Genomic DNA, 14,001 nt, shown 5'->3' with positions numbered 1-14,001 from the left:
CGCAAAAAGCGCGAAACGGCGGCCAAACCGGTTCCTGACCCCATAGCGGCGGCCTTGCCGTCGCCCATCTCCCCCCTAGGAGCTAGGATGCAACGCCATACCAAGATCGTCGCCACACTCGGCCCGTCCTCGAACGACGCAGAAACCCTCGAACGCATGGTTCTTGCCGGCGTCGACGTCGTCCGGATGAATTTCTCCCACGGCACGCCCGAAGACCACAAGAAGCGCGCTGACCTGGTTCGCCAGGCCGCCGCCAAGGTCGGTCGCAACGTCGGTATCCTCGGTGACCTGCAAGGCCCGAAGATCCGCGTCGGCAAATTCGAAAAGGGCAAGACCACGCTGGAAAAGGGTGGCAAGTTCATCCTCGACGCAGCCTGCCAGCTCGGTAACGACGAACGCGTCGGCCTCGACTACAAAGAACTGCCCCGCGACGTGTCGCCGGGCGTGACCCTGCTGCTCGACGACGGCCGCGTTGTGCTGGAAGTCGAGAAGGTCAAGGGTTCGGAAGTCCACTGTAAAGTCATCGTTGGTGGCGACCTGTCCAACAACAAGGGCATCAACCAGAAGGGCGGCGGTCTGACCGCTCCCGCGCTGACCGCGAAGGACATGGACGACATCAAGACGGCTGCCGAAATCGGCGTCGACTTCCTGGCCGTCTCCTTCCCGAAGAGCGCTGCCGACATGTACATGGCCAAGACGCTGATGCGCGCGGCCGGCGGCCATGCCCTGACGATCGCGAAGATCGAACGGACCGAAGCGGTCGAACCGACCGTGCTCGAAGAGATCCTGAACGCCTGTGACGGCATCATGGTTGCCCGTGGCGACCTGGCTGTCGAAGTCGGCGAAGCCGCGGTTCCGGCGCTGCAAAAGCGCATGATCCGCAAGGCCCGCGAGATGAACAAGCTGACGATCACCGCGACCCAGATGATGGAGTCGATGATCTCCAGCCCGATCCCGACCCGCGCCGAAGTGTCCGACGTTGCGAACGCGGTTCTCGACGGCACCGATGCGGTGATGCTGTCGGCCGAAAGTGCCGCCGGCAAGTTCCCGGTCGAGACCGTCGAAGCAATGGCGCGCATCGCGACCGAAGCCGAAAAGTTCAACCCGATCACGCTCGACCAGCATTTCCTGGATCGCACCTTCAGCCGCATCGACCAGTCGATCGCAATGGCCGCTCTGCTGACCGCCCATCACCTGGGCGCGAAGGCGATCGCCGCGCTGACCCAGTCCGGATCGACCGCTCTGTGGATGAGCCGCCTGAACTCCGGCGTGCCTATCTACGCGCTGACCCCGGATCCGGAAACCGTCCGCAAGACCGCGCTGATGCGCGAGGTCTACCCGATCCTGACCGCCGCCCAGACCAACATGGACCGCGATCGCCTGCTCCGCGAAGCAGAAAAGGTTCTGGTCAAGGCCAAGGTTGTCGAAGCCGGCGATATCGTCGTCTTCACGGTTGGCGACCCGATCGGCCAGCAAGGCGGCACGAACAGCCTGAAGGTTGTCCGCATCGGCGAAAACAACTGAGTCCATCCGCTTTTACCATCCCGGAAATTTGGAGACGTTATGTCCAAGATTTTTGATTTCGTGAAACCCGGCGTCATCACCGGCGACGACGTGCAGAAGGTCTTTGCGGTCGCCAAGGAAAACAACTTCGCGATCCCGGCCGTCAACTGCGTTGGCACCGACACGATCAATGCCGTCATCGAAGCTGCTGCCAAGGCCAAGGCCCCGGTGATCGTTCAGTTCTCGAACGGTGGCGCGCAGTTCATCGCGGGCAAGGGTCTGAAGCTCGAAGGCCAGCAAGCTGCCATCCTCGGTGCGATCTCCGGTGCCAAGCACGTCCATGCGATCGCCGCCGCCTATGGCGTTCCGGTCATCGTGCACACCGACCACGCCGCGAAGAAGCTGCTGCCCTGGATCGACGGTCTGCTCGACGCCGGTGAAAAGCACTTCGCCGAAACCGGCAAGCCGTTGTTCTCCTCGCACATGCTCGATCTGTCGGAAGAACCTCTGGCCGAGAACATCGAGATCTGCGAGAAGTACCTGGCCCGCATGTCCAAGATTGGCATGACGCTGGAGCTCGAACTGGGCTGCACCGGCGGCGAGGAAGACGGCGTCGACAACAGCGCGATGGATCAGTCGGCGCTCTACACCCAGCCGGAAGACGTCGCTTTCGCCTACGAGCACCTGATCAAGATCAGCCCGCGCTTCACGATCGCCGCTTCGTTCGGCAACGTGCATGGTGTCTACAAGCCCGGCAACGTCAAGCTGACCCCGTCCATCCTCGACAACTCGCAAAAGTATCTGTCGAAGAAGCACGGTGTTCCGGCCAAGACGCTGAACTTCGTGTTCCACGGCGGCTCGGGTTCGACCGCCCAGGAAATCCACGACTCGGTCTCCTACGGCGTCGTCAAGATGAACATCGACACCGACACGCAGTGGGCCAACTGGGAAGGCGTCCTGAAGTATTACAAGGACAAGGAAGCCTACCTGCAAGGCCAGCTGGGTAACCCGGAAGGTCCGGACAGCCCGAACAAGAAGTACTACGACCCGCGCGTCTGGCTGCGCAAGGGTCAGGAATCCGTGATCGCCCGCCTGCAGCAGGCTTTCAAGGAACTGAACGCGATCGACGTGCTGTAATTCGACCGCCTCGAAAAGACGCGCCGCTCCCGCAAGGGACGGCGCGTTTTTTTTGCCCGGTTCCGGCCCGGATTTGCACTATTGCACATCCACAAGAAGCCCAAGGGCTGGTAATCTACGCACTGGAGGAGCTCGACAGCCTTAGGGCGCGGACTCCCGGATGATCGATAGAGCATAAGTCGGACAGGCGTAGCCTGGCTGAACGAAGTGACAAAAAATCAAACTGCGCGCGATGAAACTCCCGTTAGTAACCAAAGAGGATGGATACATAATGAACAAGCGTTTCTTCCTGCAAGCTGTCGCAGCCCTGACTTTCGCAGCCATCGCGCTGCCCTCCTTCGCTGGCGAACCCTCGGATCCGCCTGACGGCTTTGTCTCGATCAACTACTGGCGCGCCGACGGCAAGTACGGCTCGTGGGGCGTACACGCGTGGAACGGCGTTCCGGGCAGCGGCCGCGGCACCCCGATCGACGGCTGCGACTGGTTCGGCCCGATCAAGCCGAAGGGCAAGAGCGAAGACGGCAGCATCTATTTCCACCTGCCTCTGAAGGAATTCGGTTCAGCCGCCGCGGTGAATTACATCATCCACAAGGGTGATGCGAAGGAACAAGGCGGCAAGGATCAATGGTTCGATGGCAACACGACCAAGCAGATCTGGGTGAACTCCGGTGACGTGAAGATCTACACGTCCAAGGAAGAAGCCGTCAAGGCGCGCGCCCAATAAGACCTGTCCGGCAGCCCCGCTGCCCCGGTCAAAAAGCCGTTCGGTTTCCGAACGGCTTTTTTCATTGCGACAGAGCGGATCGCAGCGATTGCCCTTCCCGGCCTTCTCATCGAAAATGCTGCGATGACTCCCGTAATCCTGCTCGTTGAAGACGAACCCGCGATTGCCGACACCCTTGCCTGGACCCTGAAAAGCGAGGGCTTTTCCCCCTGCCATGTGAGCACGGGAGGCGAAGCACTGGCGCGCATCGAGCAGGGCGGGATCGCGGTCGCGGTGCTCGATGTCGGCCTGCCCGACCTCTCCGGCTTCGAAGTCTGCCGGCGCATCCGGGCAAAGGATGCCGCGCTGCCGGTGATGTTCCTGACCGCACGCAGCGAGGAGATCGACCGGGTGCTGGGCTTCGAGATCGGCGCCGACGACTACGTCGCCAAACCATTCAGCCCGCGCGAGGTCGCGGCCCGCCTGCGTGTGATGCTGCGCCGCTCCGGAGCGCTGCATACCCAGTCTCCCCCTGAGACTCCCGCGCTGGAGCTCGACGAAGCCGCGGCCCAGGTTCGCATGGGCAAAGACGCGCTGGCGCTGACCCGCTACGAGTACCTGCTGCTGCGCCACCTGCTGCTCAACCCCGGTCGGGTGTTCTCCCGCGAACAGCTGCTCGATTCGGTCTGGGGAAGGGATAGCGACAGCTGCGACCGCACCGTCGACACCCACATCAAGACCCTGCGCGCCAAGCTGCGCGAGATCTCCTCCGAACTCGATCCGATTCAGACCCACCGCGGGCTGGGCTATTCGCTTTCGCGATGAACCTGCCGCTGCGCGTGCTGCTCGGTTACTTCCTGATCGTGGGCCTCGCGGCCTTCTTCGTGCTGCGTATCTTCGTCGCCGAGGTCAGGCCCAGCGTGAAGCAGGCGATCGAGGAGAGCATGGTCGATACCGCGAACATCCTCGCCGAGATGGCGACCGACGATCTCGTCGCCGGCCGGATCGGGAACGGTCGTTTCGCTGAGCGCGTGGCGTCCTACCACGCTCGCGCCGTCGATGCGCGGATCTTTCACTTTCACAAGACCAGCCTGGACTTTCGCGTCATCGTCACCGATGCGAAGGGCATCGTCCGCTACGACTCGGAGCATCGCGCGGAGGGGATGGATTACTCGAACTGGCAGGACATCCGCCGCACCTTGCGCGGCGAATATGGCGCGCGCTCCTCCCACATCAGGGAGAACGACAAGGACAGCTCGGTCTTTTACGTCGCCGCACCGATCCGCGACGGCCCACGCACGATCGGCGTGCTCTCGGTCGCCAAGCGGGAGAGCACGCTGCTGCCGATCATCCACCACAGCGAAGACACGATCGTGCGCCACGGTGCCTGGCTGCTCGGTGGCTCGGCCTTGATCGGTCTGGCGGTCACGCTCTGGCTCACCGGCTCGATCCGCCGCCTGCGCCGCTATGCGCAGGCTGTCGCGGCCGGCAAGGCCGCCGAGCCGCCCACCGGCGGCGGCCAGGAGATCTCCGATCTCGCCCGGGCGATGGAGGCGATGCGCGAGAAGCTCGAAGGCCGGCAGTACGTCGAGCGCACCGTGCAGGCGCTGACTCACGAGCTGAAGAGTCCGCTCGCGGCCTTGCGCGGCGCGGGCGAGATCCTCGGCGAGGTGCAACTGCCCGAGGCCGAGCGTCGGCGCTTCGCCGCCCATGTCCTGAGCCAAAGCCAGCGCATGACTGACTGCGTGAACCGGATGCTCGCGCTCTCGAAACTGGAGTCGGGCCCGCTGCGCGAATCGGCCGAGCCCTGCGATCTGCAGGCAATCGCCACGGAATTGCTCGCGGCCCGCCAGGCGCGCGCCGATGCGCGGAAGATCCGCTGCGAATTCGCAGCCGGGGAGACGCTTCCCCCCCTCCATGCCGAGTGCGAGAACCTTGCGCTGGCTCTGGGCAATCTGCTCGACAACGCGATCGATCACGCGCCCGACGGCAGCACGATCACGCTCAGTCTCGTCCGCCAGGGCAAGGAGCTGAGCATCCAGGTTCGCGACCGGGGCGCAGGCATTCCCGACTACGCGCTGCCGCATCTTTTCGAGCGCTTCTACGCTCTGCCCCGCCCCGATGGCAGCAAGGGCTCGGGCCTGGGGCTGGCGATCGTCCAGGAAGTCGCGCGCCGCCATCACGGCCGGCTCACGCTCGCCAATCACCCCGAGGGCGGCGCCCTCGCCTGCCTCGAATTCCCGCTCTTCACCGTCTCTTCACGCAGATCTCATCGTGCGCTGACATGAAGCCATCATCCTTGGCCGCGTCATAAAACCAAGGATGCCCTGATGTCCCAACACCGCCACAGCAAACCGCCCGTCACCCCCGCCCCAGCGGAGACTCCCAGGAGCGCGGGTCTGCCCTCACTGAACAGCGCGAGGGAGAGCGAACATGCGTAGCCTGAGCCGCAAACTTCTGGTCCTCGTCACGCTCGTCGGCATCCTGCTGCTCGCCGGTCATCTGATTCGCGGCGTCGTGCTCGACCGGATCGCGAACCGCTCCTCCGCCCAGGAATCGATCGCCGCGAGCCTCGCCGAATCGCAAACCCTGGCCGGCCCGGTGCTGATGGTCCGCTATGCCGAACGCTTCACCCGGCCGGTCTTCGACGACAAGGGCAAACTGATCCGCAAGGAAGATCTGCTCGAACGCGGTGAAAAGCTGTTCCTGCCCGAAGCGCTCAAGCTCAGCGGAACGCTGCACAACGAGACCCGCTACCGCGGCGTGTTCCGGATCAACACCTATCTGCTCGGCGGCAGCCTGCAGAGCACGCTGCGGATGCCGACCGCCGAGGATCTGTCCCACAGCCACCCGGACTCGCGCATCGAGATTGAAGGCGCCCAGCTGATCATCGCGCTCAGCGATCCGCGCGGCATCCGTCAGCTCAGGATTTCGCAGGGAGGCGAGCCCCTGCGCATCGAGGCGGGAACCGGTCTGAAGACACCGGCAACCGGCGTCAATGCCGCCCTGCCGAACTTTGCCGCGCTGCTCGGCAAGACCCTGAACATCAGGGCCGACCTGCAGATCGCCGGCACCGACAGCTTCGCGATGCTGCCTCTGGGGCGCGAGACCACGGTCGGCCTGCGCTCGGACTGGCCGCACCCCTCCTTCGGAGGCCGTTTCCTGCCGGTCAATCGCAAGGTCGGCGACAAGGGCTTCGAAGCCGAATGGCAGATCAATGGCGTCGCCTCCCTGGCACGCCAGGCCTGGGAGACAGACGCAGGGCGAACGCTTAAAGCCGAACCCTTCTCGGTCAGCCTGATCGACCCCGTCGATATCTACTCGATGTCCGATCGCGCCAGCAAGTATTCGGAACTGTTCATCCTGCTGACCCTGGGCGCTTTCCTGCTCTTCGAGATGCTGCGCCGCCTCAGGCTGCACCCGCTCAATTACCTGCTGGTCGGCGCCGCGCTGCTGATCTTCTTCCTGCTCCTGCTCTCGCTCTCCGAGCAGATCGGCTTCGGCCCGGCCTACCTCGCCGCGGGGAGCGCCTGCGTGCTGCTGATCGGTTTCTACAGCGCCCAGCTTCTGCGCAGCGCGTGGCTTGCCGGTGGTTTCACCGTGGGTCTGGGCGTGCTCTACAGCGCGATCTATGTGATCCTGCTCTCGGAGCAGAACGCGCTGCTGATGGGCAGCCTGCTGCTCTTCGCCCTGCTCGCCTGCGTGATGATAGGCACCCGCAAAGTCGACTGGCACAAGCAGCTCGCCAGCAACACTGATGTGGCATCCGCTTCAGTACCCGGGGAACAATAGCGCTTCTCGCTGAGCCAGGCACGCTGCGCCTGGCTCAGCGCCCACTAGATCCCGCCCGAAGCGCTGCCGCCCAGCGCCTGGATCAGCGTGACGTGATTGACGAGCCTCTGATAGCGGTTCGCGAGCAGCGCAACTTCAGCTTCACGGCGGGTCTGCTGCGCATCGAGCCAGGTCTTCATCGGCACGGCACCAAGCCGATACTGGGTTTCGTAAATCGTCTCGATCTTCTGTGCGGCAGCGAAAGAGCTCTGCAGCATCGCGCTCTGCGCCGAGTACTGACTTCTCGCCGACAACGCGTTCTCGACATCGCTCATCGCCGCATAGAGGCTCTGGCGAAAACTGATCACCGCTTTTTCATAGTCGGCCTGAGCTACCCTGGTCGAGAGCTTCATCTCGTTCCACTGCAGGAAAGGCAGGCTCAGAGATGCGCCCAGAGTGCCGAGCGGATTCTTGATCAGATCGGACAAGGCCGCGCTGCTGCTGCCCAGCGATCCGGTCAGCGAAAACCCCGGGTAGTAGCTCGCCCGGGTCGCATCGCCCGTCGCCAGCGTCTCGCGCAGGCGCAGCTCGGCGGCCTGAAGGTCGGGCCGCCGGCCCAGCAGCGCGGCGGGAAGCCCCGCCTCGACGCTCGGCAATTCGGCCTCGGGCAGGCGATCCGGAACGACAAAGCTCTGCCCGGGAGGCGCGTTGAACAGGATGGACAAGGCATTGCGCGCTTCGACCCGCTGCTGGACGAGATCGCTCAAACTCGCCTGCTGGCTTGCGAGGGTCTGTTCGGCCTGCAGCACGTCGACACCCGAGATGGCTCCGGCTTCGCGCTTGCCGCGTGCGATCGCCAGCGCCTTCTGCCCATAGGCGATGTTCTGCTCACCCAGTTCTATCCGCTGATTCAGCCAGGCGATCTGCCAGTAGAGTTTGGCGGTCGTCGCGGCGAGCGCCCAGGCGGTGTCCGCCCGGTCCTGCTCGCTGGCCTTAGCCTCCCACTCGGCCGCGTCGCGCGCACTCGCGAGCCTGCCCCACAGATCGACTTCATAGCTGACCGAGGCGGTGGCCGAATAGGCGCTGCTTGTCGTCTTGTCGTGGCTCAGCTCGCGGCTCCGGCTCGCGGCGAGGCTCGCCGACAGCGCGGGATTCTGCTTGTCGGCCGCCAGGCCTGCCTGCAGCCAGGCTTTCTTGACCACGATTCCGGCCGCCGCCAGATCGTTGTTGTTCGCAAGAACTCTCTCGATCAAGGCGTCGAGCCGGGCGTCGCCGAAGGCTTTCCACCACGGGGAATCGACCAGCGCGGCGCCCTCGCGCGACGCATGCTGCCAGCGCGCCGGAGCTTCGATGGCCGGAGCGGAGTAAGGCGTTCTGACGAGTCCGCCACACCCGGTCAAAACGAGCGCCAGCGCGAGGCTGCTGATTCGGATCTTGCTGTTCATTCCGGCTTCATTCCCTTGAGAGCGCGACCACCGGGTCGAGGCGCGCGGCGTTGCGGGCCGGCAGGAAGCCGAAGGCGACGCCCACCGCGGTCGATACCGCGAAGGCGGCGACAATCGACGCGGTCGAATAGACCATCGCAAAATTGCTGCTGGCGCGCGCAAAAATGGCGCCGAAGGCGAGCGAAAGGCCGACACCGATCGCCCCGCCGAGCAGGCAGACGAGCACGGCCTCGATCAGGAACTGACGCATGATGTCACCCTGCCGCGCGCCGACCGCCATCCGCACACCGATCTCCTGGGTTCGCTCGGTGACCGAAACCAGCATGATGTTCATGACACCGATGCCGCCGACGACAAGCGAGATCAGCGCGATCATCGAGACGAGCAGAGTCATCGTCGCGGTCGTCTTCTCGATCGTCTTGCGTATCGAGTCGGTGTTCGAGACGAAGAAGTCCTTGGCCCCGTGGCGCTGGCTCAGCATCCGGGTGACCCCTTGCTCGGCGACATCGGTCGGCACCGCATCGCTGATGCGCACCGTCATCCCCTTCAGATAGGTCTGCCCGAGGAGCCGGGTCATCACGGTCGTATAGGGCGCGAAGAGATTCAGGCTGTCGTTGTTGCCAAAACCGCTATCTTTCGCTTTCGCGGCGCCGATCACACGGCAGGGAACGCTGCCAAGGAAGACCACGGCACCGAGCGGGTTCTCGTTTCCGGGAAAGAGTTTCTTGCGCGTGTTGTCGTCGATCACGACTTCCTGGGCAAGGCTGCGTATCCCAGCGGCATCGAAGATCGTGCCGTCCGCCATCTCCATGCCACGCACGCGAAAGTACTGCTCGCCAACTCCATTGACGGTCGCATTGACCGACACGTTGCCATAGCGCAGCACGACGCTGGAGCTCACGCGCGGCGTCACGCTGTCGATATAGGGCTGGGCGGCGAGCGCCGTCGCATCGGCGGGGCGCAGCGTCTGCACCCGGCTCGACCTCATGTCGCCGAAGTCCTTGCCCGGATAGATGTCTATCGTGTTCGTGCCTAGCGAACTGATGTCCTTCAGGATGCGCTGACGCGAGCCCTGGCCCAGCGCGACGACCGAGACGACCGACGCGATGCCGATGATGATGCCCAGCATGGTCAGGAAGGTGCGCAGCCGGTGCGCGGCCATCGCCAGCAGCGCCATCTTGAAGGCCTCGGTCAGCCTGTCCCAGTCGGCGCGCCAGAGCGCTGCCTGGCGCGCCCGGGAATCCACGACTGCGTGCGGAGCGACCGCACCGGCCTCGTCGCGGATCTGCGTGTTCTCGCGGTCGGCGATGATCTCGCCGTCCGAGATCTCGATGATCCGCCGCGCATGCTCGGCGATCTGCATGTCGTGGGTCACGATGATGACGGTGTGGCCCTCGGCGTTCAGTTCCTTGAGGATGGCCATCACGGCCTGACCGCTGTGGCGGTCGAGCGCCCCGGTCGGCTCGTCGGCAAGGATCACGTTGCAGCCGTTCATCAGCGCCCGCGCGATGCTGACGCGCTGCTGCTGACCGCCCGAGAGCTGACCGGGCCGGTGATCCATCCGGTCCGCGAGACCCAGCTTGTCGAGCAGCGCGGCGGCGCGATCACAGCGCGCCGCCCTGTCCTTGCCTGCGTAGATCGCCGGGATCTCGACGTTGCCGAGCGCGGTGAGATCGGGCAGCAAGTGGTAGCGCTGGAACACGAAACCGAAGTGCTCGCGGCGCAGCTGGGCGAGCTCGTCGGGGGCGAGTTCGCGGGTCTGGCGGCCCGCGACGCGATAGCTGCCGCTGCTCGGCCTGTCCAGACAGCCGAGGATGTTCATCAGCGTCGACTTGCCGGAACCTGACGCGCCGACGATCGCGACCATCTCGCCGGACTCTATCGTCAGGTCGAGATCCTTGAGGACCGTGATCGTCTCCTCGCCGGACGGGAATTCCCGCCTGAGCGATTTCAATTCGAGAAGCGCAGTGCTCATGATCACATCATCGGAGGCGGGCCACGGCGCTGGCTGCTCGCCGAGTCGGACGTCGCCGCCGTCGCTTCACCGATCACGACTTTCTCGCCCGCCTTCAGACCGTCGAGAACCTGCGCATCGACCTTGTTGTTCATGCCGATACGCACGAGGCGTTCTTCGATGCGATGCTCCGGACCTTCGACGCGGACCCGATAACGGCCGTCCGGCCCGGCCTTGTCCAGCGCCGACGACGGAATCGTCAGCACCTGCTTCGCTTCGGCCAGCACGATATTGACTTCGGTCGTCATCGAGATGCGCAGTTTGCCCTCGGGGTTGGGCACATCGAACATCGCGTTGTAGTAGATCGCCGAAGAAGATGATGAGCTGCTCGAAGTCGAGCTCGAGCTCGTCGTGCTCGTATCCGAGATCGAATCGGGCGCCGGTTCGACTGCCCGCAATGTCGTCTGATAGCGGCGATCGGGTTCGCCGAGAATCGTGAAATAGACCCTCTGCCCCGGTTTGATCCGGGTCACATCGGCTTCCGAGACCTGCGCCTTGATGGTCACGGTCCTGAGCTTGGCGACCTTGATGATGGTCGGCGCCGACTGGTTCGAGTTGACGGTCTGACCTTCCTTCGTCACGACCGCGACGACCTTGCCGTCGATCGGCGAAGTGATCTGCGTATACCCGAGGTTCACCTTCGCGGTATCGACCGAAACCCTGGCCTGGCGGATCTGCGCCTCCAGCGCCGCGATGTCCGCGCGCGTCTGGGCAAGCGTCGCATCGGCGCTCTCATAGTCGGCGTGGGAGTTCGCATCGCGATCCAGCATCTTCTTCTGGCGCTCGAACGCGAGTTCGGCCTGGCGCAGAGTCGCCTGCTTTGCCTTCTTCTGGGCCTGGACGTTGTCGAGCTGGGCCTCGGCGGTCTTCAGCGCGTTCTGCTGGGTCAGAGAATCGATCTCGGCGACCAGCTGGCCTTTCTTCACGTCGTCCCCCAAAGCGACTTTCAGCGATTTGAGCTGGCCGGAAACCTGGGCTCCGACGCTGACCTGATCAAAGGCCTGGATGGTTCCGCTGGCGAGCACGGTTTCCTCAAGATCGGCCACGCGAACCGGGACGCTCAACAGGCGGGGTCCGGCGTTGGACGGGGCGAACAGGCGGTAGGCAGCGAGCGCTGCGATCAGCAGCACAACAGCGATCGCCAGACGGCGCGATCTGCTTTGAAATGGTTTCATGAGTTCATCGGAATCGGAGGAAATGAGCGGAGCGTCCCTGGACCTGCGGGAGCGTTCGGCCAGACCACCCGACTATCTCCCGGAACACCGCCCGTGGCCGGGAGGCTCTGCAAGCAGATGTTACGCGCGCCACCGCGAGTCACATCCGGTCAAGAACACGGTCCGGCAGAGGCGCTGTCATCAAACCTTAGTTTGGCTCGCGTAGCTTCCGCTGGCCGGCCTGCTTTCCGGCGCACCACTCCTGGAGCCATCAAACATGTATCAGCCTTTCGCCACCCGCCTCGCACCGCTGGCGGCGGCACTTCTCGGCGCTTTTGTCCTCTCTGGCTGCGGGAGCAGCGATTCGGACGAAGCCCTGGTCATCCCCGACGCCCCCGCCGGTCTGGGTCAGTCCGACACCGCCCCCATCGCGAACGAAACGAGCGTTCCGCCCTTCGTCGACAACGCCAGCTCCAACTCGCGGGGCGATCCCTGCCACTCCACGCTCGCGACCAACGCCGGCGTGCGCGTGCTCTCGGGCTTCCTCGACATATGGGCTCCGAGCACACAGCTCGTCGATGCCGGAGTCTCGGTCACCGGAACCACCGCCTGCCCGCTCACCTTCTCGGCCTCGACCTGGACCGGGATCCCGGGGGACGCGAGCGACGGCAAGATCCTGAACGCAAGCGTCCACGCCGCGAATATCCAGTACGTCGTCGATGCGACGACCAAGAGAACCGCCGCCCAAGAGCTGGCCGCCTACCTCGACGACCGTCGCGGCAAGGGCTATAGCGTTTCTGATGGCATGGGACCGCTGACCAGCGCCTGGCGCGCAGCCGCCCAGCAGACCACGACGATCACCGACATCGCCGCCGATGCGCCGACGAAGCTGTACAACGACGGCGGCAACAACACCGGCGTCGGCGGCAGCAGCAACACGCTCTTCGGTGCAGTCGTCGACTTCGTCAACAGCATGGGCAACAACGGCTCGACCGAGCCGGCCAAGCGCTTCTACAAATACGCCCGCCCCTGGCGCTGGAGTTCCAGCGTCGTCGTGGTTCCGGCCCTGGTGCCGGCGAAGAGCAGCACTGCCGCCACCGACGGCGGCTTCACCAGCGGTCACTCGGCCGAAGCGATGCGCGATGTGCTGGGCATGGCCTATGTGATGCCCGAGCGCTTCCAGGAACTCGTCGCCCGCGGGCTCGAACTCGGTGAGAACCGCATCCTCGCCGGCATGCACTCGCCTCTGGACGTGATCAGCGGACGGGTTCAGGCCCAGGCCGTCGCTGCAGCCAACATCGCCGCGGCTTCCGCCGCGACCCGCAAGGCCGCCTATGACCAGGCCCACGCGGCGCTGCAGGCTGCGACCGGCACTTCGGACGCAACGGCGCTGAACACTTACGCCCACTCGGCGACGGTTTCCAGCGACCGCTTCGCCGACCACGATGCGAACAAGGCCAACACACTTCGCCGCCTGACCTACGGCTTCACACAGATCGCCGACAAGAGCAAAGTGGCCGTCGTGCCCAAGGGCGCCGAAGTGCTGCTCGAGACGCGTCTGCCCTATCTCGACGCGAATCAGCGCCGGGTCGTGCTGAAGAGCACCGCGCTCGCTTCGGGCTATCCGGTTCTGGACGATGCGGAAGGCTGGGGACGCCTGAACCTGTTCGCGGCCGCCGACGGCTACGGCAGTTTCGACGGCGACGTCGCTGTGACGATGGACGCGAGCCTGGGCGGTTTCAACGCGCTCGATGCCTGGCGCAACGACATCACCGGCAAGGGCCTCTTGACGAAGAACGGCAGCGGCACGCTGCGCCTGGCCGGCAACAACAGCTGGAGCGGCGGCACCGTGGTCGCCGGCGGCACGCTCGAAGCCGCCTCGACCACCGCCTTCGGCAACGGCGACGTCTATGTCAAGGCGGGCACAGTCGTCAGCAACGCAAGCGCCGGCGCGGTCAGGATCGCGAGCCGCTATACCCAACTCGCAACCGGCACATTGCAGCTCAACATCGGCAGCAACGGCCAGGGACGCCTCGTCGTCGGCAACACGGCGACGCTCGCTGGCGGCACGCTGAAAGTGACTTTCGCGAACGGCTACAAGCCGGTGGTCGGCGACACTCTGGCGGTGCTCAGCGCCAGCAAGCGCGCCGGCACTTTCAAGACGGTGACCGTCGACGGCTACAAGGCCACTCCGATCTATACCAGCACCGGTGTGCAAATCCGGATCGACGGCTGATCCGGCTTCACGCTGCAAGGGCGCCTTCGGGCGCCCTT

Annotated in this window: 10 protein-coding genes; 7 read left to right on the top strand and 3 right to left on the bottom strand. The window is 64.6% G+C overall.

All coding sequences use genetic code 11. From position 1 onward, the window contains the following. The first annotated feature begins 87 nt into the window (after positions 1-87). From pyk to creD, 6 genes are all read left to right on the top strand, one after another. Positions 88-1,524, top strand: a complete 1,437-nt coding sequence (pyk, locus tag ACHFB9_RS05370) for a pyruvate kinase (RefSeq protein WP_417069998.1) — start codon at positions 88-90, stop codon at positions 1,522-1,524. A gap of 39 nt (positions 1,525-1,563) precedes the next feature. Beyond that, positions 1,564-2,640, top strand: coding sequence for a class II fructose-bisphosphate aldolase (gene fbaA / locus ACHFB9_RS05365; protein ID WP_417069996.1), 1,077 nt, complete (start codon positions 1,564-1,566; stop codon positions 2,638-2,640). Between the two features lie 271 nt (positions 2,641-2,911). Beyond that, the gene (locus ACHFB9_RS05360) at positions 2,912-3,364 is read left to right on the top strand and encodes a pullulanase-associated domain-containing protein (RefSeq protein WP_417069994.1); all 453 of its coding nucleotides are present in this window, start codon (positions 2,912-2,914) and stop codon (positions 3,362-3,364) included. A gap of 123 nt (positions 3,365-3,487) precedes the next feature. Next, the gene (gene creB, locus ACHFB9_RS05355) at positions 3,488-4,168 is read left to right on the top strand and encodes a two-component system response regulator CreB (RefSeq protein ID WP_417069992.1); all 681 of its coding nucleotides are present in this window, start codon (positions 3,488-3,490) and stop codon (positions 4,166-4,168) included. Next, positions 4,165-5,631: a two-component system sensor histidine kinase CreC gene (gene creC, locus ACHFB9_RS05350; protein ID WP_417069990.1), complete on the top strand. Its 1,467-nt coding sequence runs from the start codon at positions 4,165-4,167 to the stop codon at positions 5,629-5,631. Before creB ends, creC begins: the two co-directional genes overlap by 4 nt. A gap of 145 nt (positions 5,632-5,776) precedes the next feature. Beyond that, complete coding sequence (creD, locus tag ACHFB9_RS05345; RefSeq protein ID WP_417069989.1) at positions 5,777-7,135, top strand: cell envelope integrity protein CreD; 1,359 nt, start codon at positions 5,777-5,779, stop codon at positions 7,133-7,135. Between the two features lie 44 nt (positions 7,136-7,179). Here creD and ACHFB9_RS05340 read toward each other — a convergent pair whose 3' ends face one another. From ACHFB9_RS05340 to ACHFB9_RS05330, 3 genes are read right to left on the bottom strand one after another with little or no spacing between them, the layout of a single operon-like run. Continuing rightward, a complete protein-coding gene (locus ACHFB9_RS05340; protein WP_417069987.1) occupies positions 7,180-8,559 on the bottom strand; it encodes an efflux transporter outer membrane subunit in 1,380 nt (459 codons plus the stop codon). A gap of 7 nt (positions 8,560-8,566) precedes the next feature. Beyond that, positions 8,567-10,534 carry a MacB family efflux pump subunit gene (locus ACHFB9_RS05335; RefSeq protein ID WP_417069985.1) on the bottom strand — a complete coding sequence of 656 codons (1,968 nt, stop codon included), beginning with the start codon at positions 10,532-10,534 and terminating at the stop codon, positions 8,567-8,569. 2 nt (positions 10,535-10,536) lie between these two features. Beyond that, positions 10,537-11,748: an efflux RND transporter periplasmic adaptor subunit gene (locus ACHFB9_RS05330; RefSeq protein WP_417069983.1), complete on the bottom strand. Its 1,212-nt coding sequence runs from the start codon at positions 11,746-11,748 to the stop codon at positions 10,537-10,539. Positions 11,749-12,004: 256 nt separating this feature from the next. Here ACHFB9_RS05330 and ACHFB9_RS05325 point away from each other — a divergent pair, with 256 nt between their 5' ends. Further along, positions 12,005-13,963, top strand: coding sequence for an autotransporter-associated beta strand repeat-containing protein (locus ACHFB9_RS05325; RefSeq protein ID WP_417069981.1), 1,959 nt, complete (start codon positions 12,005-12,007; stop codon positions 13,961-13,963). The last annotated feature ends 38 nt before the right edge of the window (positions 13,964-14,001 follow it).

The sequence above is a fragment of the Niveibacterium terrae genome (assembly GCF_048213115.1).
Classification (GTDB): Bacteria; Pseudomonadota; Gammaproteobacteria; order Burkholderiales; family Rhodocyclaceae; genus Niveibacterium; species Niveibacterium terrae.
Note: the sequence above shows the minus strand (reverse complement) of the source record. Positions and strands in the feature narration are given on the sequence as shown.